Here is a 22,845-nt window from a genome sequence, read left to right as displayed (position 1 = left end):
CGAGCAAACCACTGATGAAATCAACATACCTGGCACTGATACTGGTGCTGGCCAGTGCGCCGTTATGGGCAAGGACCACGCCTGAGGAACTGGCGGAGCACCCCCGCTGGAAGGCGCTGCTGCACATCAACCAGGGCACCACCTGGCGTTACCAGGGCCGCAGCTATATTGATGACCCCGATTTCTTTCTGCACGAATCCGGTGCTACCGATGCGCGCGCCGAGCTGGAGGCAAGTATTGAACAGCTCCGCTCGTCGGAAAGCGAGGCGCGCTGTGATTTTCCAGCCCGCTACCGTTTCCTGAGCCAGCAGCTGGATTGGCCCGATGACGGGGCCCTGAGCCACTGCAGTGAATACCAGGAGTGGCGCGGGGCCATGCCTGAGGAACGGGTCGCCCTGATTTTTCCCGCCTCCTACCTGAACAGTCCGTCCTCCATGTTCGGCCACACACTGCTGCGCATTGATCACGGCGAGGACGAGGACGGCGTATGGCTGTCCCGGGCCATCAATTTCGGCGCCACGGTTCAGGGGCAGGAGAACTCCATACTCTACGTTTACCGGGGCCTGTTCGGTGGTTACCCGGGGTATTTCAGCAACGTACCCTATATGAACAAGATCCGGGATTACGCCCACCTCGAGAACCGGGACATGTGGGAGTACCAGCTCAATCTCGACGAGCAGGAGCGGGAATGGCTTCTGGCGCACCTATGGGAGCTGGAAGACATTGAGTTCGATTACCTGTTCCTGGACGAGAACTGTTCGTTCCGGTTGCTGGAGCTGATCAACCTGGCGCGGCCGGAAAGCGGCCTGATGAACGATTTCCGCCTGGCGGAGGTGCCGGCGAATACGGTCAGCTCGCTGGACAGGGCAGGGTTCATCGAGTCGGTGGATTATCGCCCCTCCAAGGCGAATGAACTGGATGCGCTGGTCAAGCAGCTGGATGCCACGGAACAGGATCTGGCCCTGGCGCTGGCCGCTGACCATGCCGTCACGGAGCGGGAGGCCTTCAGGGAGCTGGAGCCCCGGCGCCAGAACCTGGTGGCCCGTACCGCCTATGCCCACCTGCGCCTCCAGAACCGGGAAGGAGAACGCAGTCAGGCGGCTGCCGAGCGTGGCATGGCGCTCCTCAGAACCATTAACGGTACGCCCACGGTCTCTGGGATTGAGCCGGAAAGACCGGTTTCGCCGGAAAAGGGGCACGGCACCAAGATGCTGGCCGCCGGCGGCGGCATGCTGGGTGATCGCGGGTTCGGGGAGTTGCAGGCCCGCTTCAGCTACCATGACTGGCTGGACAACCCGGATGGCTACCTCAACGGTGCGGCGATTGAAGCCTTCAACGCCCGTATCCGCCGCACCGAGGGCGATGACCTGACCCTGGAGCAGCTGGATGTGGTCAACATCAAATCCCTGGCGCCACGCAACAGCTTCCGTAAGCCGGTTTCATGGTTCGTCAATGGCGGGCTGGACCGGCGGTTCATCGGTGAGAAGCGCCATCTGACACGCCACATTCAGGGCGGGCCCGGTCTGGCTTGGGAGCTGGGCCCTGTCATGCCCTATGCCTATGCCATGGCTCGGGCGGAGAATAACAGCGCCCATGAGGTACTGGTCTCCACGGCGGCCGGCGCGCGGGCCGGGGTGCTCTGGTATGCTGATGGCTTCCAGCTGGGGCTGGAGGCGGAAGGCCTGTACTATCACAACGACGACCGCCGCTATCGGCCCTCGGCCACGCTCAACGTGCCCCTGGGCCGTAACCATGCCCTGCGAGCCCGTATTGAGCGGGATGGCGGACCGGACCGTGCTGAAACGGAGTTCCACCTCTCATGGCGCTATTACTTCGACTGACCCTGCTGCTGACACTGCTCGGGCTGGGTGGCTGCAGCGGCCTCTTCTTCTATCCCATGAGCGACTGGGTGCAGAACCCGGCGCGCCAGGGGCTGGATTATGAGGACATCGTGCTCATCCACCCGGATGGTCAGCGCATTCATGGCTGGTGGCTGCCATCGGCCACGGACGAGGTGCGGGGCACCGTCTACCATCTGCACGGCAATGCCCAGAACATCAGTACCCACCTGATGAACGTGGCCTGGCTGCCGGAGAAGGGCTACCAGGTACTGTTGATTGACTATCGTGGCTACGGTCTCTCCGAGGGTGAGCCGGATCTGGCCGGTGCCCGTAAGGATATCCAGCTGGGGTTGGATTGGCTCTATGCGGCGGACCGTGTGGAACCGCCCCTGGTGGTGTTCGGGCAAAGCCTGGGGGCGTCACTGTCGACCGCCGTATTGGGTCGGGAGGAGAACGCCGGCAAGGGTGACTGCGTCATGCTGGAGGCCGCGTTCACCAGCTACCAGAGCATCACCCGGGATGTGATGCGTAAAAGCTGGGTGCTCTGGCCGTTCAGTTTTGTGGTCGCGCCGCTGATGCCGGATGAGGCCAACCCCATTGACAGGGTTGCCGGTATTGCACCGAGGCCCCTGCTGGTCCTGCACAGCATCGACGATGACATCATTCCGTTTGAGCACGGCCGGGCCCTTTACGAGGCTGCTGCCGAGCCCAAGACCTTCCAGCGCCTGAAAGGCGGGCACATCCAGAGTACCCAGGCGGAGGATGTGCGCCAGCGCCTGCTGGACTTCATGGCCGAGGACTGCCCCTAGCGGCGCCGGTGGTGCTTCTTGGGAACGAAGCCGGGCGGCTTGCTGCTGAGCCAGCGCGCGAACTCCGCCAGCTCGGGGATGGCCAGCAGGGATTCAAGGGTGTTGTGGTAAAGGCCCAGCTGCTGCTCGCTGCGTACATGGTGGATCATGTTGTGGCAGGGCCGGCAGACCCAGCAGACGCGTCCTTCCAGCTCCTCCCGGGAGAAGTCTTTCCGGAAGCGCTTCCTACGGTGCAGTCGCCTGGGGATCAGGTGATGCTGGGTCAGGTCCGCGACGGCGCGCCCGCAGAGTTCACACTGTGACGGTCTGGGTGGTTTGCCATTCATTGCATGTGCAGACCCGATGCAGTTTGGTTATTATCAGCGCTTATTCTATCGAGGAAGTTGTCCATGTCCGAAATCCGGCCCGCAACAGGCCCTGATGTGCCCGCAATTCACAGCCTTGCGGAGCAATGGGTTCTTCAGGGGCTGAGCAGCGCGGAGGCGCGTGATCACGGGTTTCTGGTCTCCAATTTTACTCCCGCGGAGTACCGCCGGTTCACGCAGGTCGCCAACGCGTTCTATGTGTTTGAACATGAAGGGCAGATAGAGGCGTTCATACTGGCGCTCACCGATGACCGTATCAGCCCGGATGATCCCGTGAGCCTGTCGATCCATGACTATGACCCGGGGCCTTTCCTGCTGGTCAAACAGATCTGCAACCGACGCGGCAGCACTGTCAGGGGTGGCGCTACGGCCCTCTACCGCTTCGCCAGTGAGGAATTCAACGACCTGCCCCAGTATGCGGCCATTGTGCTTCAGCCTGAAAACACCCGCTCCATTAGCTTCCACGAGCAGCGTGGCTTCACCCGGTGCTGCGAACGGGATGCACCTGATGGCCGCCGGCGTGGCATCTGGTGCAGGAGCGCCTCCTGATGGACGTGACACCTCCGGTGCAGCGCCGGAATGTGGTCGACAACCGGGTCGACATCCTGATCCACGAATTCTATATCGCCGCCAGCCTTTACCTGCATGAGGACCAGCTCAACTGGCAGAAGCTGCATCACCTGCTCTACGTCAATGTGGGGCTGGGGGCGGTTGCCGGGTTTGCGCTGGAGAACGGGGCAGGGCCCGTGTCCGCATTTGATGCGGAAGCGGTCTTTGTACTGCTGGGTGTGATCGGCATCGTGGTCGCGCTGGCCTTCGGTACAGCGCTGTGGTACGGCACACTCTATCTCCAGAACCGCAAGGCGGCACTGGGTGCTCTGGAAGCCCATCTCGGGGAATACGGGGGCGAAGCGGTGGTCAACCTGCCCGCGCACCTGCAGGTGATCTCCAGTCGTTTTGCTCGGGTCTCGCCCACCGTCTGGGTGCTGCGCCTGTTCCCGGTCATGCTGGCCCTGGTCTGGGCAGGGCTTGTGGGCATGGTGCTGCTGCAATAGCGGCGGTGCGTGCTCAGTCGAGGCTGCGCATCATGCGACCCGTGCCCGTGAATTCCAGCCCGTACAGGGTCTGGTTGAATCCCTCCCGGGAAATGGCCTGTTTCGGGAACCGCACTCCCTGCCACTGGAGCTCCTGAACCCGCACATCAAAGTCCGTATTGACCACGGGCCGCCCCTGAACGCGCTCGATGAAACTCTGGACCTGGTGTTCCGGCGGGTTGATCACGATCAGGGTCTGGCCGTCACTGGCCGGACTCGGGATGGACCGCTGGCGCGGGACCGAGAAATCCGGTTCCGGCAACACCAGCGACAGGATGTTCCGTTCATCCTTCACGCGGCGGGTGGGGCGATTGGATTCCGTCGCCGTCAGGCCCAGCGCCATGCTCACGCTGGCCTGTTCCCCGGCGGTCTGCTGGATGGGAGGCGCCTCGCCACCGGCCGCCGTCGGGCCGACAATGTTGAGGACGTTGCCGGCGTTGATATGGACGCCGCCCAGAGCGGACTCGTCCATCATTTCGACCGCCTGAACGGAACTGGCCATCAGTGTGCTGAGGAGGGTGGCCGCGAGAGTTTGATGTCCCGTTTTCATGGTAGAACTCCGGATCCGTGGGAGAGGGTGTCTATACAAAGTGTAATGTTTCGTTAAAAAAGGTCAAATTCTGTTCAGCTCGTAGGGGATATCCGCTACGGAACTGTGATCCATTACGCGCAATCACGCTGCAATGAACTATGTTAGTCTCATGTGACGCACGTCACGATGGACACGATGCAGGAGGGCCCTGATGCGCGAAGACGAGGATCCGGTCGAAACACGGGAATGGCTGGAGGCACTGGAATCGGTTATTGAATATGAAGGGGTTGAGAGAGCGGAATACCTGCTGTCCAAGCTCTCCGACAGGGCCACCCGCGCGGGCACACCCATGCCCTACGCCATCACCACGCCCTTCCGCAACAGCATCCAGCCCACGGACGAAGCCCGCATGCCGGGCGACATGTTCATGGAGCGCCGCATCCGCTCACTGATCCGCTGGAACGCGCTGGTTATGGTGATGCGCGCCAACATGAAGCCGGGGGATCTCGGCGGCCACATCTCCACCTTCTCCTCCGCCGCCACGCTCTATGACGTTGGGTTCAACTACTTTTTCCACGGTGGCGACGAAAGCCGCGAGCCGGACCTGATCTATTTCCAGGGCCACGCCGCGCCGGGCATCTACGCCCGTTCCTTCCTGGAAGGGCGGCTGAGCGAGGAGCAGCTCGACCACTATCGCCAGGACACCCTGGAAAACGGCATCTCCTCCTATCCGCACCCCTGGCTGATGCCGGACTACTGGCAGTTCCCGACCGTTTCCATGGGGCTGGGCCCGATCCAGGCCATCTACCAGGCCCACATCATGAAATACCTCCATAACCGGGAGCTGGTGGAAAGCGGCGATCGCAAGGTCTGGTGTTTCGTGGGCGATGGCGAGTGCGACGAGCCTGAGACCCTGGGCGCGATCGGCCTGGCCGGGCGCGAGAACCTGGACAACCTCATCTTCGTGGTCAACTGCAACCTCCAGCGCCTGGATGGGCCGGTGCGTGGCAACGGCAAGATCATTCAGGAGCTCGAAGGCATCTTCCGTGGCGCCGGCTGGAACGTGCTCAAGGTGGTCTGGGGCCGCCACTGGGATACCCTGTTCGAGAAGGACACCGAGGGCGTACTGCAGGAGGCGCTGGACCGCACCTGTGACGGCGAGCTCCAGAACTACCTGAGCCAGGGCCCGGCCTACACCCGCAAGCACTTCTTCGGACAGAGTCCGGAGCTGGCCGAGTTCGCCAAGGAGCTGACCGATGATGACATCCTGGCGCTCAACCGCGGCGGCCACGACCCCTACAAGGTCTACGCTGCCTACAACGAGGCGGTGAACAACAAGGGCCAGCCCACGGTCATCCTGGCGCACACCATCAAGGGCTATGGATTCGGCAAGGGCGCGGAGGCGCAGAACATCGCCCACCAGGTGAAGAAGCTGGACAAGGAGGGGCTCAAGGCATTCCGGGACCGCTTTGGCGTACCGGTCAACGACGACGAGCTGGAGAACCTGCCCTACTACCGCCCGGCCGCCGACAGCCCGGAGATGCAGTACATGCAGAAACGCCGGCGTGAGCTCGGCGGCCACCTGCCGCGCCGGCGCCGGGATGCCCGTCCGCTCAAGGTTCCGGAGCTCAAGGCTTTCGACAAACTGCTCGAGGGCACCGGCGACCGCGAAATGTCCACCACCATGGCCTTCGTGCGTCTGCTCACTACCCTGCTCAAGGACAAGCAGGTGGGCCAGCGCGTGGTGCCCATTGTGCCGGACGAGGCCCGCACCTTCGGGATCGAGGGCCTGTTCCGCCAGACCGGAATCTACACCTCCGAGGGCCAGATGTACACGCCCGAGGACCGGGACCAGATCATGTACTACCGGGAGGACAAGAAAGGCCAGATCCTCCAGGAAGGCATTAACGAGGCCGGCGCCATGTCCGCCTGGATCGGGGCGGCGACCGCCTACAGCAACCACGACTACCCGCTGCTGCCGTTCTACATCTTTTACTCCATGTTCGGCTACCAGCGGGTGGGCGACCTGTGCTGGGCCGCCGGCGACATGCGCGCCCGCGGCTTCCTGCTGGGCGGCACCTCCGGGCGCACCACCCTTAACGGCGAGGGCCTCCAGCACCAGGACGGCCACGGGCTGATCCTGCACAACGTGGTGCCCAACTGCCTGACCTACGATCCCACTTACGCCTACGAGGTGGCGGTGATCATCCAGGAAGGCATGCGGCGGATGTATGCCGAGAACGAGAGCATCTACTACTACATCACGCTGCTCAACGAGAACTACCAGCACCCGCCCATGCCCAAGGGCGCGGAAGAAGGCATCATCCGGGGCCTCTACCAGCTGGAGAGCGTGAACGTCCCGGGCAAGGCGAAGGATAAGGCCCCCAGGGTCCAGCTGCTGGGCAGCGGCGCCATCCTCAACGAGGTGAGGGCGGCGGCCCAGATGCTGAAGGAGGAGTTCAAGGTGGGCTCCGATGTGTGGAGCGTGACCAGCTTCGGCGAACTGGCCCGTGAGGGCCAGCACGTGGCGCGCTGGAACCGCCTCCACCCGGACAAGAAAAACCGTACCTCCTGGGTGCACGATCAGCTCAAGGACCAGAAGGGGCCGGTGATCGCCTCCACGGACTACATCCGGCTGCAGTCCGAGCAGATCCGCGCCTTTGTGCCAGCGTCCTACCATGTACTGGGCACTGATGGCTTCGGGCGATCGGACACCCGCTGGAACCTTAGGTCCTTCTTCGAAGTGGATCGCTACCATGTGGTCGCAGCCGCGCTTAACGCGCTGGCCGAAGAAGGCACCGTGGAGCACGCCACGGTTATTGAGGCCATGAACCAGTACGGCATTGATGGCGACAAACCCAATCCAGCGTCCAGCTGATCCGGCGGCAGAAGGAGACACGGCATCATGAGTGAACAGGAGATCCGGGTTCCCGAGCTGGGCGGTGCGGAATCGGTTGAGATCGTCGGGGTTCTGGTGAGCGTCGGCGACTCGGTGAACGCTGAGGACCCGCTGCTGGAGCTGGAATCCGACAAGGCAACCGTGGAGCTGCCGGCGCCGGCGGCCGGCAAGATCACCCGCTTGGATGTGAAGGAAGGCGATTCCCTCAAGGAAGGGGATCTGGTCGGTATGATGGAGACCGCTGAGGGCGGCGGCGCGAGCGACGGTGAGGAGGCGCAAGGCGACGAGGCTTCGTCAGGAACCAGCCCCGCTCAGGATGAGGAACAGAGCGCTGATCAGGGCTCTGAAGAAACGGCTGCCGGGGAGGCGGAAACCTCAGGCGGTGAGCAGGAAATCCACGTCCCCGAACTCGGCGGCGCCGAATCGGTCGAGATCGTCGGGGTCCTGGTCAGCGTGGGCGATTCCGTGAATGCCGAGGATCCACTGCTGGAGCTGGAATCCGACAAGGCGACGGTCGAAATGCCGTCTCCCGCCACGGGAAAGATCACCCGCCTCGACGTTAAGGAAGGCGATACCCTCAAGGAAGGCGATGTCGTCGGGATGCTGGAAGTCGCAGGCGGCGGATCCGGGGCTGCAGCTTCAGGCGGCCAGGAGCAGAAAGCAGGGAGTAAGGAACAGGCGCCGGAGAGCGAGCAGCAGGGCACCCCTGTAGGAGCGAGCCCCGCTCGCGATAACACCAAGAGCGAGGCCCCCTCCCAGAGCGCAGCCTCTGGCACCGCCGCCAAACCTGAAACACCCGACACCCCTTCCGGCAAGCTTGTCCACGCCGGCCCCGCCGTGCGCCGCATTGCCCGGGAGTTCGGTGCGGATCTACAGCAGATCCAAGGCAGCGGGCCCAAGGGGCGCATTCTCAAGGAAGACGTCCAGACCTGGGTGCGTAACCAGCTCCAGTCCGGCGGCAGTGCGCCTGCAGGTGGTGGTGCGGGGATCCCCGAGGTACCGCTGCCCGACTTCAGCCAGTTCGGCGATGTCGAGCGCCAGTCCATGACCAAGATCCAGCGGCTGACCGCCCAGGGCATGCACCGCAGCTGGCTCAACGTGCCGCACGTGACCCAGTTCGAGAAGGCGGACATCACCGACCTGGAAGCCTTCCGCAAGGACCACAAGGCCGAGGGCGAGAAGCGGGGCGTGAAGATGACGCTGCTGCCGTTCCTGATGAAGGCCTGCGCCCATGCGCTCACCACCTACCCGCAGTTCAACGTGTCGCTGGACATGGCGAACGAGCAGATCATCCAGAAGCACTACTGCCACATCGGCATCGCGGTGGATACGCCCAATGGCCTCGTCGTGCCCGTAATCCGGGACGTGGATCAGAAGAGCATCTGGCAGCTGGCGGAAGAGGCCCAGGAACTGGCGGGCAAGGCGCGGGACAAGAAGCTCACAAACAACGACATGAGTGGGGCCTGCTTCACCATCACCAGCCTGGGTGGCATCGGTGGTACCGCGTTCACGCCCATCGTGAATTCCCCTGAGGTGGCGATACTTGGGGCCTCCAAGGCTTCCATGGAGCCGTTCTGGGATGGGGCGCAGTTCCAGCCTCGGCTGATGCTGCCGCTGTCGCTGTCCTACGATCATCGCGCCATCAACGGCGCTGACGCTGCCCGTTTTACCACCCTGTTGTCCCGGGTTCTCGGGGACCTGCGTGAGTTGCTGATGTAGCGGGCATTGCCCCGGTTCGTATCGAGAGCCGGGGCGCATCATTGGCCTCTAGAGCGTCATGGCGGCAATCCAGCCGAAGACAATCAGTGGTACGTTAAAGTAATGGCGTGGTACGACAATGAATGGGGCTTTTCGAAGCGGATGCTTGACAAGGCCGTCGCCCTGATGAAGGCAAGCCAGTAACGATAGGATCAGCTCAATGCTCAGGCGCACCAAGATAGTCTCAACACTCGGCCCCTCCACGGACTCGGCCGAAACGCTGGCCGCGATTATAAGGGCGGGTGTCGATGTGACGCGGCTCAACTTCTCCCATGGCAGTGATCAGGAGCATATCGATCGGGCCAGGCGGGTGCGGGAGGCGGCTTCTACCCAGGGGCGATTCGTTGCCCTGCTGGCGGACCTCCAGGGCCCGAAGCTGCGTATTTCCGGCTTCAGGGAGCACAAGGTCACACTCGCAACGGGCCAGGAATTCGTACTGGATGCGGCCTTGCCCAAGGACGCCGGTACTAGCCACCAGGTGGGCATCGATTACGAACAGCTGGTTGACGATGTGATGCCCGGGGATGTGCTGGTTCTGGATGATGGGGCGATCGAGATGGAGGTGATCTCGGTTGGTGACAACAGCATCACCTCCCGGGTTCTGGTCGGCGGCGTTCTTTCCGATAACAAGGGACTGAACAAACGGGGCGGAGGTCTGTCCGCTAATGCGCTTACGGACAAGGACAAGGAGGATATTGTGACGGCTGCCCGCCTCGGTGCCGACTATGTGGCGGTGTCCTTCGTCCGTAGCGCCGAGGATCTGCACACGGCGCGCCGGCTTCTGAAAGAAGCCGGCTCGGAGGCTGGCCTGGTTGCCAAGATTGAGCGGGCCGAGCTGGCCCATGACGAGGCGGCGCTCGATGAGGTCATCGAGGCATCCGACGTGGTCATGGTGGCGAGGGGCGATCTCGCAGTGGAAATCGGTGATGCCGAGCTGGTCGGTGTCCAGAAGCATATCATCCATCGTGCCCGGGTGCTGAACCGCGGCGTTATTACCGCCACTCAGATGATGGAGTCCATGATCACCAGCCCCATGCCGACCCGTGCGGAAGTTTCCGACGTGGCCAACGCGGTCATGGACTACACGGATGCCGTCATGCTGTCTGCTGAAACCGCGGTGGGTGACTATCCCGTAGAGGCGGTGGAGTCGATGGTCCGCATCTGCCTGGGCGCCGAGAAGCACCCCTCCATGCGCCAGTCACAGCATCGTATCCATGAAGCCATGGAGCATGTGGATGAGGCTGTTGCACTGTCCGCAATGTATGCGGCCAATCACCTTGAAGGCGTTACGGCGATCATCTGTATGACGGAGTCCGGGGCAACGCCCAGGTTGATGTCCCGGATTAAATCAAGTCTGCCCATCTTCGCTTTTTCCAGACACCATGCCACCCAGCATCGTGTGGTCCTGCTGCGCGGGGTACAGACGGTTCCCTTTGATTCGCTCGAGATTCCCAACGAGCAGACGAACGCATTGGCGGTCTCGGAGTTGGTGCGTCGGGGCGTGGTGGAAGAGGGGGACCGGGTCGTGATCACTAAGGGGGACTACGTGAATGCCCAGGGTGGCACGAACACGATGAAAATTGTCCGGGTCGGGGCGAGCATCCAGTGAACGCAGTCGTCGTCCCCTCCCGGGCAGTTGAGACGGTGGGTGCGCACGTGAGGTGCGGACCAGTTGCCGCGCTGAGCTCGGGTAAACCTGGAACAGTCTCCGCTGTATGGCTCTGAGACCCGGCTGCGGCCGGGGTTTTTGTGTTCACCTGGCAAGCCATTATCTATTATCGGTAAAATCCATAGATAATGACCCATGGATGGGTTAAAGCGATAACCTCTGCCTGTTATCCTTTTAGGCAATCGTGCTATTGGATAACCGGTGTTTATTCCTGATGACTCTATCAACAAGCAACTCACCTCTGACTGACGAACAGGCCCGCCAGCTCAACGAACTGCTGGGCAAGCTCGAAGGTCACCAGATTGACTGGCTCTCCGGGTATCTGGCCGGCTGGCGTGCCGCCCAGACCGGTCAACCCTCCGCCGGTGGTCAGGCCACTGCGGGTGCCAGCGCGGAGGCGCCCTCGCTGACCGTGCTCTATGGCTCGCAGACCGGCAATGCCGAGGGTGTGGCCGAGATGCTCGGCGAGCAGGCCAGTGCCCGGGGCATCAAGGCCACGGTCGTGGATATGGCGGACTACAAGGCTCGCCAGCTCAAGAGCGAGAGCTTTGTTGCCGTGCTGGCATCCACCCATGGTGAAGGCGATCCGCCGGACGGCGCCCTGGACTTCCACGAGTTCCTGCACAGCCGCAAGGCGCCCGGGCTGAAAGGTGTTCATTACGGCGTCCTGGCGCTGGGTGACACCAGCTATGAACACTTCTGCCAGACGGGCAAGGACTTTGATGCGCGCTTTGCGGAACTGGGCGCCAGCCAGCTGGTGGAGCGGGTGGATTGCGACGTGGATTACGATGACCCGGCGGAGGCCTGGGTCAACGCGATGCTGGACGCCATCGAGGCCAAGGCGGGAGCGGCTGTCTCCGCTGGCAGTGGGCAGAGCGCGGGCGGGGCACCTGGCAAATCCCAATACGACCGCAAGAATCCCTTCCCGGCGCCGGTGCTCGAGAACCTTGTGCTCAATGGCCGTGGTTCCAACAAGGAGACGCGTCACATTGAGCTTTCCCTGGAGGATTCAGGTCTGAGCTACAGGCCCGGCGACGCGGTGGGCATCTACCCCCAGAACAATCCCAACCTGGTTGCAGCCATCATTGAAAAGCTGGGGCTAGACCCGGAAGAGACCGTGTCGCTGGGCGAGACCCAGACCACCCTCTCCAAGGCCCTGATGCATTACCGTGAGATCACCGTGCTCACCAGGCCCCTGATGGAGCAGTGGGCGGCCTACAGCGGGGATGCGGAGCTGCAGAAACTGGTGGCCGATCACACGGGGCTGACCGACTGGATGCGCGGCCGAGACCTGTTGGACCTGATTGAAGCATGGCCCGTGGAAGGCCTGGGCGCGGACACGCTCACGGGGATGCTGCGCAAGCTGCCGCCCCGGCTCTACTCCATTGCGTCCAGCCAGGCGGCAGTGGATGAAGAGGTTCACATTACCGTCGCAGCCGTGCGCTATGAGTCCCATAACCGGGAACGGGAAGGTGTTGCCTCCACCTGGCTCTCCGACCGGTTGGAAGACGATGCCACGGTTCCGGTGTATATTGATCCGAACAAGAACTTCAAGCTTCCGGAAGATGATGATGCACCTGTCATCATGATTGGGCCGGGAACCGGTGTGGCGCCCTTTAGGGCGTTCATGCAGGAGCGTGAAGAGCGTGGTGCCCGGGGCCGGAACTGGTTGTTCTTCGGTGAGCAGCATTTCCACATGGATTTCCTCTACCAGAGTGAGTGGCTGGCCTGGCGCCGGCAGGGGCTGCTGGATCACCTTACCGTGGCCTTCTCCCGGGACCAGGAAGAGAAGGTCTATGTCCAGAACCGGATCCGGGACTACGCCACCGAGCTCTGGAGCTGGCTGCAGGACGGCGCCTACATCTACGTCTGTGGTGACGCGGACGCCATGGCACCGGATGTGAACGAGGCCCTGATCGACGTGATCGCCCACGAGGGCAACAAGAGTCGTGATGAGGCCACCGAATACCTGCGGGATATTGCCCGCGAGAAACGTTACCAACGGGATGTGTACTGATGGCCGATAAACTCCCAGAAGCCGAGATCATCAAGCGCGAGAGCCGCTACCTGCGGGGCACCATTGCGGAGAGCCTGGCGGATGAGGCCACGGGTGCCATCGCGGAAGCGGACACCAAGCTGACCAAGTTCCACGGCAGCTACCAGCAGGACGACCGCGACGTACGTGACGAACGCCGCAAGCAGAAGCTGGAACCGCTGTACATGCACATGGTGCGCCTGCGCCTGCCCGGCGGGGTGCTGACACCGACCCAGTGGCTGGGCCTGGACGAGGTGGCCGATGAGTGCGCCAACCACACCCTGCGCCTGACCACGCGCCAGACCTTCCAGTTCCATGGCGTGTTCAAGAACAAGATGCGCACCCTGATGCAGCGGGTAAACGAGCTCGGCATTGATTCCAAGGGCGCCTGCGGGGACGTTAACCGGAATGTGGTTTCCAACGTGAACCCGCACGAGTCGCAGCTGCACGCGGAGATCCATCGCCTGTCCACCGAGATCAGTGAGCGGTTGATGTGGCGCTCCGGCGCTTATGCCGAGATCTGGCTGGGCGAGGAGTGCGTGCATCGCGTGGGCGAGGAGGAAGAGCCCTTCTACAGCTACTACTACCTGCCGCGTAAGTTCAAGATCGCACTGGCAGTGCCGCCGGAGAACGACGCGGACGTCTTCGCCAACGACATCGGCCTGATCGCCATTGTCGAGGGCGGTGAGCTGCGTGGCTTCAACATCGCGGTCGGCGGTGGCATGGGCACCACTTACGGTGAGCCGGAAACCTACCCGCGCCTGGGCGAGATTGCTGGTTTCGTACCAGCGGACCAGGCAGCGGATGCCTGTGTGGCGATCACTGCTATCCAGCGGGATCACGGCATGCGCACCAATCGCTCCCACGCGCGCTTCAAGTACACCATGGATGACCATGGCCTGGACTGGTTCCGCGAGAAGTTCGCCGAGTACCACGGTCAGCCGATGGAAGAGGCTCGCCCCTATGAGTTCGATCATAACGGCGATCGCTTCGGCTGGGTTGAGGGTGAAAACGGCAACAGTCACCTGACCGTGCACATCGACAGTGGTCGCATTGCGGACTGGGACGGTTACCCGCTGCGCACCGGCCTGCGTGAGATCGCCAGGGTCCATACCGGCGAGTTCCGGGTGACCTGCAACCAGAACCTGGTGATTGCCAACGTCACGCCGGAGCAGAAGGATTCCATCCAGGCCCTGGTAGACCAGTACGGGCTGCGTGACGGCACCAGGGCGACGCCACTGGCACGCAATGCCATGTCCTGTGTGGCCTTCCCGACCTGCGCTCTGGCCATGGCGGAGTCTGAGCGGTACCTGCCGGAACTGGTGGGGAAGCTGGATGAGCTCATGGCGAAGCATGGCCTCTCGGACCAGGCGGTCAACGTGCGCGTGACCGGCTGCCCCAACGGCTGTGCGCGGCCCTATCTGGGTGAGATTGGTCTTACCGGCAAGGCTCTGGGTAAGTACAACCTGTACCTGGGCGCGGACCATAAGGGTGAGCGCATGAACCGGCTGTACCGCGAGAATATTGATGAGGCGACCATTCTCGGGATCCTGGATCCGATGCTGGAGCGGTATGCGGCTGAGCGGGAGGCCGGGGAGTACTTCGGGGATTTCCTGGTGCGTGCCGGTATCGTCGAGGCGGAGCGGACGCCGGCGATGTTCCATGAGGCGTTGGCTACGGAGTAAACCTTAGACCGGGGCGGAGAGTGCGGCAGGGCTGGACGGGAAACGCTGTAAATACATCCCTGTACGCTGCTCTTCCGCCATCCATGGCTCCAGAGCTTCCCGTCCAGCCCTGCCGCACTCCTTGCTAGCTTGATGCTTGTATTCAATAAAAAACCCGGCTCGAAAGCCGGGTTTTTTGTGTCTTACCGCCGGAGTACTTACTTCGGCTGCTTGACCGTCCGCAGGTAAGGCTTGTGCGTGGTAAAGCCTTCCGGGTACTTCTTGTGCGCGTCCTCGTCGCTGACGCTCGGCGGAATGATGACGTCTTCTCCGTTCTTCCAGTTAACCGGCGTGGCGACGGTTTCCTTGGCGGTCAGCTGGCAGGAGTCCAGCAGGCGCAGGACTTCGTCGAAGTTCCGGCCAGAGGTCATCGGGTAGGTGAGCATGGCCTTGATCTTCTTGTCCGGCCCGATGATGAACACGGAGCGCACAGTGGCGTTATCGGCCGGTGTGCGGCCTTCGGCTTCGCCTTCTTCGTCCGCCGGCAGCATGTCGTACTTCTGGGCAACGTTCAGGTCGGTGTCACCGATCATCGGGTAGTTCGGTGCGGTGCCCTGGGTTTCCTCGATATCCTTGGCCCAGCTGGCGTGGTTGTCCACGGGGTCAACGGAGAGGCCGATGATCTTGGCGTTGCGCTTATCAAAGTCCGGCTTCAGCTTGGCCATGTAGCCCAGCTCGGTGGTGCACACCGGTGTGAAGTCCTTCGGGTGCGAGAAGATGATGGCCCAGCTGTCGCCGATCCACTCGTGAAAGTTGATCTGGCCTTCGGTGGTCTGGGCTGTGAAATCCGGTGCTGTCTGTCCGATTCTGAGGGTCATTGAACCTCCTCCTGGTGCGGGTTAGGTGGATGATCTCTAGGATATATAAACAGTGATTTTTATCAAAATGGGTTTTATGGATAACGTTATGCGGTTCCCGCTATGTTCCCCTCGCCTTGCATGGCGCTGGAGCCATGGGTATCTTTGCGCATGATCGTTGTAGGCTTAAAGTTACATCGGGTCGCTGAATCCAAACTTCAAGGAAGGAGTCGTTCATGGAAGGGAATACTCCCGTTGCCAAGTACGTATGGCTGCTGCTTGGCACAAATATCGCGCTTGTCATCCTTTTCGGGCTGGTATCGCTCTGGCTTGATCTCAATTCGGACAGCACACCCTCTCTCGTTCTGTTTTTTGTCTCAATCACCGTTCCGTCCTATGTGTTCGTGAAGGATCACGGAAGGGCGCCCACCAAACCGGAGCGCAAACGGCTCGTACGCTGGTCATTTGCTGCCTATCTGGTGTTCAGTGTCCTGATGCTGGCGTTACTGCTGGCCCTGCCGGGGCCGCTTTTCCCTGCAAAACCCGGCAAGGAGCTTGATGCTCAAACGCTCGCCCTGATCCTCGGCATTGGCTTCGGTGTTGCCATGCTGCTGGCCTCCGCTGCTCTCGCAATTGGCTACAGCTTCTTCACGAAGCAGATCGCCAAGGGCTTTGAGCAGCAGGCCTCAAAGGACAAGTCCAACGCGCCCGGTGAGGATTCGGTGTGATGATCGTGAGAGGTAAAGAAGCGACGTATGCTGGGATGTCAGTTGATCCTAGATTCCTATCAATGAAGCTCGCCTTCATTGAACTAGGAATGCCCTGAGAGGGCGCGTCACTGAGATGGGTCTGCGTTCACGGATTGAGAAGGGAAATTAGGAGAAAAGGAGTTTCGAATGTCGGTTGTTGATGAAGCCCTGGATATTAGCTCTGCACTGGGAAACGGAGTTTACGCTATCGGCCAAGATATCGTTTTTGGTTTTCAGCGGACAGGCCAAGGATATGGCCTGGGAGAAGATGGGCGTATCGGAGAGATCGGTTATGAGAACCGAGCAATGGTCGGGCTTTTGCAGAAAGTGGCGGAGTATGGAATCAAAGATCCCAACAGTCCTCTGCATCAGGTGATCTATTACGTTCTGGAGAATTATTACTCCCATCTTCCGGAATCGGTCCTGCATGAAGTCGCCAGGGAGGCGCGGGTTGGTGTCGCTTATGCAGCGGGCCGGCTGGTTATAGGTAAAAAACTGGCCAAGGCAGTGGCTGTCAGGATTGCCGTCGCGATAGCTGCAACCGCGGTGTATAAGAGCATTGCGGTGAGAATTGGTGTTGCGGCAGGCACTTCTGCCACTGGCGTCGGTGTGCCTATAGGTCTTCTGATTGGCCAAGGGATTATGCAAAGATCATCTCGGGCATCAAGACGACTGCGTAAGAAGAGTCCAGAGCTTTATAGGAAGCTGCGGCGCAAGGGCGATCTTCAATTGCTGTATTTTATTGTTGAGCGACCCTTGGAGAAATACGTTGAGGCTATTGCGTTGGCTGAGAGGTCTCCCAAAGAGTTTCGTGAGAAGGTCGACAGCATACACTCCTCGGTTATGCAGGAGAGGGCGCAATGAAAGGGGTTATTTACTACATATCCAAATTAACCCTTCTGGATGAAATCCTTGGATTTGCGTATTGGGCGCTATGCATTGTCGGCCTGATCCTTTTTATCAATATGGAGATGGCTGGTTTCTGGAAGATCCTTGGAGTAGGCGTCTATATCCCGCTGATTGCTATCGTTTACATAGCCGGAGTAAAGAAGGTGAAGGCCTATTTCAGAAGGCAGGAGCAGTAGGGTCGTGATCTGCTGTGGGCCTGGGTTCGAATATCCTTGTGTCCCAGTATAGGTGTGGCATACGTACTGTTAAGCCCTGAGAAAGGCCTGCAAGCATTGTGAAACTCGCCTTCATCGATCTTGAGACCACGGGAGGAAGTGCCTCGGGTGACCGCATCACCGAGATTGGTCTGCGTCTCTGGGAAGACGGAGAGGTGATTGAGGAATGGCAGACCCTGGTTAATCCGGAGCAGACCATTCCGCACTACATCGAGTCACTGACCGGCATCACCAATGCCATGGTGGCGGATGCGCCACGTTTCGCGGAGGTGGCGGAGACCTTCCGGGAGAAGGTGGGCGATGCGGTCTTTGTGGCCCACAACGCGCGTTTTGATTACGGCTTCATTAAGGCGGAGTTCCGGCGGCTGGGGAAGGCCTTTGCGGCGCCGGTGCTGTGCACGGTGAAACTCTCCCGCCGGCTTTACCCGGAATACCGGCGCCACAACATGGATGCTCTGATCGAACGCCACGGGCTGGATCCGGGGCCGCGGCACCGGGCCATGGGCGATGTGGAGTCGATGTTCCAGTTCTTCGAGCGGACCCGGTCTGAGCAGGGCGAGGATTCGGTTGAGCAGGCGATCCAGGCCCTTCTGAAGCGCCCCAGCATTCCCTCCCACATCTCCCCGGACATCCTGGATGAGCTTCCGGATACGCCGGGGGTCTACCGTTTTTACGGCGAGAATGATGTGCTCCTGTACGTCGGCAAGAGCACCAACATCCGCCAGCGGGTGGCCTCGCATTTCTCAGGGGACCACAACAGCAGCCGGGGCGTTCAGCTTTCACAGAGCATGCGCCGTGTGGACTGGACGGAGACGGCCGGTGAGCTGGGGGCGCTGCTCCTGGAGCTGCACCAGATCAAGACGCTCAAGCCGCTGTACAACCGCCGCTCGCGGGCGGCGAAGCGGCTGGTGAGCATTGCGCTTTCAGAGACGGAAGCGGGATATCTGGGGGCGGAGCTGAGCTGGCGGATCGACCCTTCGAACCTGGATCAGTACCACGGGCTGTTCCGCTCCAAGAAGGATGCGCAGAAGGCGCTCCAGGGCGTTGCCCAGAAGAATGAGCTGTGCAACCGGCTGCTGGGGCTTGAGAGCGGGCCTGGGCCGTGCTTCCAGCGGCGGCTGGGGCGGTGTCGGGGTGCCTGTGAGGGTGAGGAGGATGTGACCCGGTACAATCTGCGCACGAAGATCGCCTTCCACAGCATGCAGTTGACGGCCTGGCCCTGGGAGGGGGCGATCGGGGTGGTGGAGGAGAATGAGGCCATGGGTAGAACGGATATCCATGTGCTTTATAATTGGGCGCATATTGCGACGGTTCACAGTGAGGCGGAGCTGCGGGATCTGGAGCCGGGGCGTGAGGCGCTGGCGTTTGATCTGGATTCGTACAAGCTGTTGGTTAAGTATGTGATGGCGCCTTCGCATCGGTTGCGGGTTGTTGAGTGCCCTTGGGTGCCTCGCCCGGACATTGTCTGGCCTTCTGATTCTCAGGACTGAAGGGTGATTGCTGGGGAGTGGTGTTGGGACTGCTTCCCGGGAATCGCTATGAATCCATCCCTGGACGCTGCGCGGTCGCCATCCATGGCGACCGAGCTTCCCGGGAAGCAGTCCCAACACCACTCCGTCCAAGTGTTCTGCCATTCGCCGTGAGCGGCAAATTTCCCGAAAAGAGCTGATTGCATGAGTAATTCCTCCGTAAACCGCGCCACCTTCGATGAAGTCATGGTCCCCACCTACGCCCCAGGCGATGTGATTCCGGTGAGCGGTGAGGGGGCCCGTGTCTGGGATCAGGAAGGGAATGAGTACATTGATCTGGCCGGAGGGATTGCGGTGACGGCGCTGGGGCATTCGCACCCCGGGGTGATGGCGGCGCTGCAGGAGCAGGCGGCGAAGATCTGGCATGTGAGCAATGTCATGACCAATGAGCCGGCATTGAAGCTGGGGCAGTATCTGTGTGAGAACACGTTTGCGGAGAAGGCGTTCTTTGCGAACTCCGGGGCGGAGGCGAATGAGGCGGCGTTCAAGCTGGCGCGGCGTTACAGCTGGGATCATCACGGTGACGGCCGGCACGAGATCATTGCCTTTGATGGCAGTTTCCATGGGCGGACGCTGTTTACCGTGGCCGTTGGCGGTCAGCCGAAGTATCTGGATGGTTTCCGGCCGGGGCCCGAGGGGGTGCGGCATGCGCGGTTCAATGATGCGGCGTCGGTGAAGGAGCAGATCTCGGATAAGACCTGTGCCATTGTGGTTGAGCCGGTGCAGGGTGAGGGCGGTGTGCGCCCGGCGGATTACGGGTTCCTGCGTGAGCTGCGCCGGATCTGTGATGACAACGGACTGCTGCTCATCTTTGATGAGGTCCAGTGTGGCGTGGGCCGCACCGGGCGGCTCTACGCCTACCAGGATTACCATGTGGAGCCGGACATCCTTACCACGGCCAAGGCGCTGGGGAATGGGTTTCCGGTCTCGGCCATGCTCACGCGGGCGGACATTGCGGCGAGCTTTACGGTGGGGACGCATGGCACCACTTACGGCGGGAATCCGTTGGCGTGCGCCGTGGCCAGGCGGGTGCTGGAGCTGGTGAATACCAGCGAGGTGCTGGACGGTGTTGCCGCGCGTCATCAGCGGCTGCGCGAGTGGCTCGAGGCCATGGCCGAGGAGACCGAACTGTTCCGCGATGTGCGGGGCCGTGGTCTGTTGATGGGGGCGGAACTGGCCGACCCCTACAGTGAGAACACCAAGGCCTTTGTCTCGGCAGCGCTGGAGGCCGGTGTGCTGGTCCTGGTGGCTGGCGGCACGGTGCTGCGCTTCGCGCCGCCGCTCAATATTCCCATGCCGGATCTGGATGAGGCGCTGGATCGCCTTGAAGCAGCGTGGAAGGCTCTCAGCTAGCAGAGTCGTCCTGGGCGCGCTTGGCCCGGCGGCGCTGTTCGATCACCTCCGCCGCCTCGGCGCCCACGTGGGCTTCGCCGCGTTCTTCCGCCAGACGGATCTGGCGCTCGCGCTCGGCGAAGCGCGCCATCTGCTCCTCGGTGAGGGAGTCATAGCACTTCGGGCAGCTGATGCCCTTCTGGTATTTGGGCGACTGCTTGTCCTCGTCCGTGATCGGGCGCCGGCAGGCGTGGCACTGGTCGTACTGGCCGCGCTCCAGGTTCTGGTTCACCGCCACGCGCTCGTCAAAGACGAAGCATTCGCCATTCCAGAGTGATTGCTCCTCCGGCATCTCCTCGAAGTAACGCAGGATGCCACCCTCCAGGTGATAGACCTCCTCGAAGCCCTGTTCCCTGAGATAGGCGGTGGACTTCTCGCAGCGGATGCCGCCGGTGCAGAACATGGCGATCTTGCGGTGCTTCTGCGGGTCCAGGTTCTTCTCCGCATACTCCGGAAACTGCCGGAAGGCGTCGGTGCCGGGGTTGATGGCATTCTGGAAGGTGCCGACCTCCACCTCGTACTCATTACGGGTGTCGATCACGGTCACTTCCGGGTCCTGCAGCAGCTGGTTCCACTCATGGGGCTTCACGTAGGTGCCGGCGGACTGCTTCGGGTCGATGCCCTCCACGCCCATGGTCACGATCTCGCTCTTGAGCTTTACCTTGGTGCGGTTGAACGGCTGGATGTCCGTCTCGGAATCCTTGTAGTCGATTCCGTCGAAGCGCGGGTCTTCGGCCAGGCGCGCCTTGAGCGCGGCGATCGCCTCATGGGAGCCGGCCACGGTGCCGTTGATGCCCTCGCGGGCCAGCAGCAGGGTGCCGCGGATGCCGTTGTCCAGCAGGAACTGGTATAGCGGCTCACGCAGCTGTTCGTAGTCGTCCAGGCGCACAAAACGATAGAGTGCGCAGACGGCGTAGGTCGTCATCGGGTTGCCTCCGTTGCGGGCTGGAACGTAAAACCAGAGCAATGGTGAGTGCGGGATTGTACGCAATGTGCTTCACCGTTTGCCAGCGAATCGGTATTCTGGCCGGTCACTGTTGATTGGCGGTATAAGAGCAGACTCGTGCGTCCTATTGATCCCAAGTACTACTACCGGCGTTTTCTCCATCCGCGCTACTGGCCAACCTGGATCCTGATCGGGGTCCTGCGCCTGCTCGCCTATCTGCCGCTTCCGGTACTGCAGGTGATCGGGCGAGCCCTGGGCTGGCTGAGCTATCTCGTCGGGGCCGAGCGCCGGACAATTGCGCGCACCAATATCGAGCTGTGCTTCCCGGAGATGTCTGCCCGTGAGCGGGAAAAGCTCGTCCGTGAGAGCATCATCGCCACCACCAAGGGCTATGTGGAAAGCCCCAAGGCCTGGTGGGGGAACATGAAACCCCACATTGAAAGGCTTGAGGTGCACGGCAAGGAGCATCTTGAGGAAGCCCGCCGCCGCGGCAAGGGCATCCTGATGCTGGGCGGCCATTTCAGCATCCTTGATTTTGCCGGCCCCTTCGCGGACGCCGTGTTCGATTTCAACCACATGTACCGGCCCAACAATAACCCCCTGTTTGATGCGGTCATCGAGCGCAACCGGCGTAAGTTCAGCGGAGCAGCGTTCAACAAGCGCCAGCTGAGGCAGATGATCAACTTCATCAAGGAAGGCAATATTGTCTGGTACGGCTGCGACCAGGATTTCGGCCCCCGTTACAGCGTCTTCGCCCCCTTCTTCGGCGTCCAGGCCGCCACGCTCAACACGCCCGCCTGGATCGCCCGGGAAACCGGCGCCACGGTCCTGTTCCTGAGCCAGTTCCGGGACGGTAATGGCGTTTACAGCGTGCATTTCTCGCCGGTCTTTGAGGACTACCCCAGCAACGACGAGGTGGAGAACGCGACCCGTCTCAACCAGGAGATCGAGAAGATGGTCCGGCGTTACCCGGAGCAGTACCTCTGGGTGCACCGCCGCTTCAAGACACGGCCGAAAGGCGAGCCCAGCGTCTATCCGCCGAAACGAAAAACATTCATGAAGAAGCTGCGCAAGATGATGCGGGGCTGACCCCCGCGCATCGGCAAAGCAACCAGGAGCCGCGCAAATGGCACGAACCGTTTTCTGCCGTAAGTACCAGCAAGACATGGAAGGCCTGGACTTCGCGCCGCTGCCGGGCGCCAAGGGCCAAGACATCTACGAGAACATCTCCAAACAGGCATGGGAGGAATGGCAGGCGCGCCAGACCCGCCTGATCAACGAGAAGCACCTGAACATGCTGGACCCCAAGGCCCGGGAGTACCTGCAGGAGCAGATGGAGGCGTTCTTCAACAACGAGGAGTCCGACGAGGCTGACGGCTTCGTACCTCCGGAAGAATAAGGCCAGTTCGGGCCCCGGCTCTTGACGTGGGGGCTCCGAACCGGTTTAATAACGCCCCGTTGTCGCCCGGATAGCTCAGTCGGTAGAGCAGTGGATTGAAAATCCTCGTGTCGGTGGTTCGATTCCGCCTCCGGGCACCAAGAATATCAAAGACTTAGCCCGCCTCGTGCGGGCTTTGTTGTT

The 22,845-nt window shown here is 61.4% G+C and carries 20 protein-coding genes and 1 tRNA gene; 17 read left to right on the top strand and 4 right to left on the bottom strand.

All coding sequences use genetic code 11. The features are described from left to right. Positions 1-14 precede the first annotated feature (14 nt). Both H4I92_RS04315 and H4I92_RS04310 read left to right on the top strand, forming a co-directional pair. Positions 15-1,841 (top strand): Lnb N-terminal periplasmic domain-containing protein, encoded by a 1,827-nt coding sequence (locus tag H4I92_RS04315; RefSeq protein WP_077529439.1) that lies wholly within the window; start codon positions 15-17, stop codon positions 1,839-1,841. After that, positions 1,820-2,650: an alpha/beta hydrolase gene (locus H4I92_RS04310; protein WP_077529438.1), complete on the top strand. Its 831-nt coding sequence runs from the start codon at positions 1,820-1,822 to the stop codon at positions 2,648-2,650. The genes H4I92_RS04315 and H4I92_RS04310 overlap by 22 nt, the downstream gene beginning before the upstream one ends. On the opposite strand, the gene H4I92_RS04305 is transcribed toward H4I92_RS04310, so the two are convergent. After that, positions 2,647-2,976 carry a hypothetical protein gene (locus H4I92_RS04305; protein WP_077529437.1) on the bottom strand — a complete coding sequence of 110 codons (330 nt, stop codon included), beginning with the start codon at positions 2,974-2,976 and terminating at the stop codon, positions 2,647-2,649. The genes H4I92_RS04310 and H4I92_RS04305 overlap by 4 nt on opposite strands. Before the next feature lie 63 nt (positions 2,977-3,039). Here H4I92_RS04305 and H4I92_RS04300 point away from each other — a divergent pair, with 63 nt between their 5' ends. Then, positions 3,040-3,564, top strand: a complete 525-nt coding sequence (locus tag H4I92_RS04300) for a GNAT family N-acetyltransferase (protein ID WP_077529436.1) — start codon at positions 3,040-3,042, stop codon at positions 3,562-3,564. Continuing rightward, positions 3,564-4,070, top strand: a complete 507-nt coding sequence (locus H4I92_RS04295; RefSeq protein WP_077529435.1) for a hypothetical protein — start codon at positions 3,564-3,566, stop codon at positions 4,068-4,070. Before H4I92_RS04300 ends, H4I92_RS04295 begins: the two co-directional genes overlap by 1 nt. A gap of 13 nt (positions 4,071-4,083) precedes the next feature. Here H4I92_RS04295 and H4I92_RS04290 read toward each other — a convergent pair whose 3' ends face one another. Further along, complete coding sequence (locus H4I92_RS04290; RefSeq protein WP_077529434.1) at positions 4,084-4,659, bottom strand: hypothetical protein; 576 nt, start codon at positions 4,657-4,659, stop codon at positions 4,084-4,086. 193 nt (positions 4,660-4,852) lie between these two features. Between H4I92_RS04290 and aceE the strand changes: the two genes are divergently transcribed. From aceE to cysI, 5 genes are all read left to right on the top strand, one after another. Further along, positions 4,853-7,519 (top strand): pyruvate dehydrogenase (acetyl-transferring), homodimeric type, encoded by a 2,667-nt coding sequence (gene aceE, locus H4I92_RS04285; protein WP_077529433.1) that lies wholly within the window; start codon positions 4,853-4,855, stop codon positions 7,517-7,519. A 27-nt stretch (positions 7,520-7,546) separates the two neighbouring features. Next, entirely contained in the window at positions 7,547-9,259 is a 1,713-nt protein-coding gene (gene aceF, locus H4I92_RS04280; protein WP_077529432.1) for a dihydrolipoyllysine-residue acetyltransferase, read from the top strand. 199 nt (positions 9,260-9,458) lie between these two features. Beyond that, positions 9,459-10,907 (top strand): pyruvate kinase, encoded by a 1,449-nt coding sequence (gene pyk, locus H4I92_RS04275; RefSeq protein WP_077529431.1) that lies wholly within the window; start codon positions 9,459-9,461, stop codon positions 10,905-10,907. Between the two features lie 274 nt (positions 10,908-11,181). Then, a complete protein-coding gene (locus H4I92_RS04270) occupies positions 11,182-12,984 on the top strand; it encodes an assimilatory sulfite reductase (NADPH) flavoprotein subunit (protein ID WP_077529430.1) in 1,803 nt (600 codons plus the stop codon). Then, a complete protein-coding gene (cysI, locus tag H4I92_RS04265; RefSeq protein ID WP_077529429.1) occupies positions 12,984-14,687 on the top strand; it encodes an assimilatory sulfite reductase (NADPH) hemoprotein subunit in 1,704 nt (567 codons plus the stop codon). The genes H4I92_RS04270 and cysI overlap by 1 nt, the downstream gene beginning before the upstream one ends. Positions 14,688-14,884: 197 nt before the next feature. Here the strand turns inward: cysI and H4I92_RS04260 are convergent, their stop codons facing one another. After that, complete coding sequence (locus H4I92_RS04260) at positions 14,885-15,544, bottom strand: peroxiredoxin (RefSeq protein ID WP_077529428.1); 660 nt, start codon at positions 15,542-15,544, stop codon at positions 14,885-14,887. Between the two features lie 215 nt (positions 15,545-15,759). Between H4I92_RS04260 and H4I92_RS04255 the strand changes: the two genes are divergently transcribed. The 5 genes from H4I92_RS04255 (at position 15,760) to H4I92_RS04235 (ending at position 20,278) form a co-directional block, all read left to right on the top strand. Then, positions 15,760-16,251 (top strand): ABZJ_00895 family protein, encoded by a 492-nt coding sequence (locus H4I92_RS04255; RefSeq protein ID WP_077529427.1) that lies wholly within the window; start codon positions 15,760-15,762, stop codon positions 16,249-16,251. A 168-nt stretch (positions 16,252-16,419) separates the two neighbouring features. Continuing rightward, positions 16,420-17,136 (top strand): hypothetical protein, encoded by a 717-nt coding sequence (locus H4I92_RS04250; RefSeq protein ID WP_077529426.1) that lies wholly within the window; start codon positions 16,420-16,422, stop codon positions 17,134-17,136. Continuing rightward, complete coding sequence (locus tag H4I92_RS04245) at positions 17,133-17,357, top strand: hypothetical protein (protein ID WP_077529425.1); 225 nt, start codon at positions 17,133-17,135, stop codon at positions 17,355-17,357. The genes H4I92_RS04250 and H4I92_RS04245 overlap by 4 nt, the downstream gene beginning before the upstream one ends. Before the next feature lie 98 nt (positions 17,358-17,455). After that, entirely contained in the window at positions 17,456-18,886 is a 1,431-nt protein-coding gene (locus H4I92_RS04240; protein WP_218668140.1) for an exonuclease domain-containing protein, read from the top strand. A 183-nt stretch (positions 18,887-19,069) separates the two neighbouring features. Further along, a complete protein-coding gene (locus H4I92_RS04235) occupies positions 19,070-20,278 on the top strand; it encodes an acetylornithine/succinyldiaminopimelate transaminase (protein ID WP_077529422.1) in 1,209 nt (402 codons plus the stop codon). Here H4I92_RS04235 and trhO read toward each other — a convergent pair. Continuing rightward, a complete protein-coding gene (gene trhO / locus H4I92_RS04230; RefSeq protein WP_077529421.1) occupies positions 20,271-21,242 on the bottom strand; it encodes an oxygen-dependent tRNA uridine(34) hydroxylase TrhO in 972 nt (323 codons plus the stop codon). The genes H4I92_RS04235 and trhO overlap by 8 nt on opposite strands. Positions 21,243-21,380: 138 nt before the next feature. Here trhO and lpxL point away from each other — a divergent pair, with 138 nt between their 5' ends. The 3 genes from lpxL (at position 21,381) to H4I92_RS04215 (ending at position 22,802) form a co-directional block, all read left to right on the top strand. Further along, the gene (gene lpxL / locus H4I92_RS04225) at positions 21,381-22,352 is read left to right on the top strand and encodes an LpxL/LpxP family Kdo(2)-lipid IV(A) lauroyl/palmitoleoyl acyltransferase (RefSeq protein ID WP_179105623.1); all 972 of its coding nucleotides are present in this window, start codon (positions 21,381-21,383) and stop codon (positions 22,350-22,352) included. 37 nt (positions 22,353-22,389) lie between these two features. After that, a complete protein-coding gene (locus H4I92_RS04220) occupies positions 22,390-22,662 on the top strand; it encodes an oxidative damage protection protein (RefSeq protein ID WP_077529419.1) in 273 nt (90 codons plus the stop codon). A gap of 64 nt (positions 22,663-22,726) precedes the next feature. Continuing rightward, positions 22,727-22,802 (top strand) — tRNA-Phe (locus H4I92_RS04215). Positions 22,803-22,845 lie beyond the last annotated feature (43 nt).

It is taken from the genome of Vreelandella halophila (genome assembly GCF_019903425.1).
GTDB lineage: Bacteria > Pseudomonadota > Gammaproteobacteria > Pseudomonadales > Oleiphilaceae > Halospina > Halospina halophila.
Note: the sequence above shows the minus strand (reverse complement) of the source record. Positions and strands in the feature narration are given on the sequence as shown.

What these genes read in the sequence shown, in the direction of transcription:
- H4I92_RS04315 (WP_077529439.1), top strand. Translation starts at nt 15, where the DNA reads ATGAAATCAACATACCTGGCACTGATACTGGTGCTGGCCAGTGCGCCG.
- H4I92_RS04310 (WP_077529438.1), top strand. Translation starts at nt 1,820, where the DNA reads ATGGCGCTATTACTTCGACTGACCCTGCTGCTGACACTGCTCGGGCTG.
- H4I92_RS04305 (WP_077529437.1), bottom strand. Translation starts at nt 2,976, where the DNA reads ATGAATGGCAAACCACCCAGACCGTCACAGTGTGAACTCTGCGGGCGC.
- H4I92_RS04300 (WP_077529436.1), top strand. Translation starts at nt 3,040, where the DNA reads ATGTCCGAAATCCGGCCCGCAACAGGCCCTGATGTGCCCGCAATTCAC.
- H4I92_RS04295 (WP_077529435.1), top strand. Translation starts at nt 3,564, where the DNA reads ATGGACGTGACACCTCCGGTGCAGCGCCGGAATGTGGTCGACAACCGG.
- H4I92_RS04290 (WP_077529434.1), bottom strand. Translation starts at nt 4,659, where the DNA reads ATGAAAACGGGACATCAAACTCTCGCGGCCACCCTCCTCAGCACACTG.
- aceE (WP_077529433.1), top strand. Translation starts at nt 4,853, where the DNA reads ATGCGCGAAGACGAGGATCCGGTCGAAACACGGGAATGGCTGGAGGCA.
- aceF (WP_077529432.1), top strand. Translation starts at nt 7,547, where the DNA reads ATGAGTGAACAGGAGATCCGGGTTCCCGAGCTGGGCGGTGCGGAATCG.
- pyk (WP_077529431.1), top strand. Translation starts at nt 9,459, where the DNA reads ATGCTCAGGCGCACCAAGATAGTCTCAACACTCGGCCCCTCCACGGAC.
- H4I92_RS04270 (WP_077529430.1), top strand. Translation starts at nt 11,182, where the DNA reads ATGACTCTATCAACAAGCAACTCACCTCTGACTGACGAACAGGCCCGC.
- cysI (WP_077529429.1), top strand. Translation starts at nt 12,984, where the DNA reads ATGGCCGATAAACTCCCAGAAGCCGAGATCATCAAGCGCGAGAGCCGC.
- H4I92_RS04260 (WP_077529428.1), bottom strand. Translation starts at nt 15,544, where the DNA reads ATGACCCTCAGAATCGGACAGACAGCACCGGATTTCACAGCCCAGACC.
- H4I92_RS04255 (WP_077529427.1), top strand. Translation starts at nt 15,760, where the DNA reads ATGGAAGGGAATACTCCCGTTGCCAAGTACGTATGGCTGCTGCTTGGC.
- H4I92_RS04250 (WP_077529426.1), top strand. Translation starts at nt 16,420, where the DNA reads ATGTCGGTTGTTGATGAAGCCCTGGATATTAGCTCTGCACTGGGAAAC.
- H4I92_RS04245 (WP_077529425.1), top strand. Translation starts at nt 17,133, where the DNA reads ATGAAAGGGGTTATTTACTACATATCCAAATTAACCCTTCTGGATGAA.
- H4I92_RS04235 (WP_077529422.1), top strand. Translation starts at nt 19,070, where the DNA reads ATGAGTAATTCCTCCGTAAACCGCGCCACCTTCGATGAAGTCATGGTC.
- trhO (WP_077529421.1), bottom strand. Translation starts at nt 21,242, where the DNA reads ATGACGACCTACGCCGTCTGCGCACTCTATCGTTTTGTGCGCCTGGAC.
- H4I92_RS04220 (WP_077529419.1), top strand. Translation starts at nt 22,390, where the DNA reads ATGGCACGAACCGTTTTCTGCCGTAAGTACCAGCAAGACATGGAAGGC.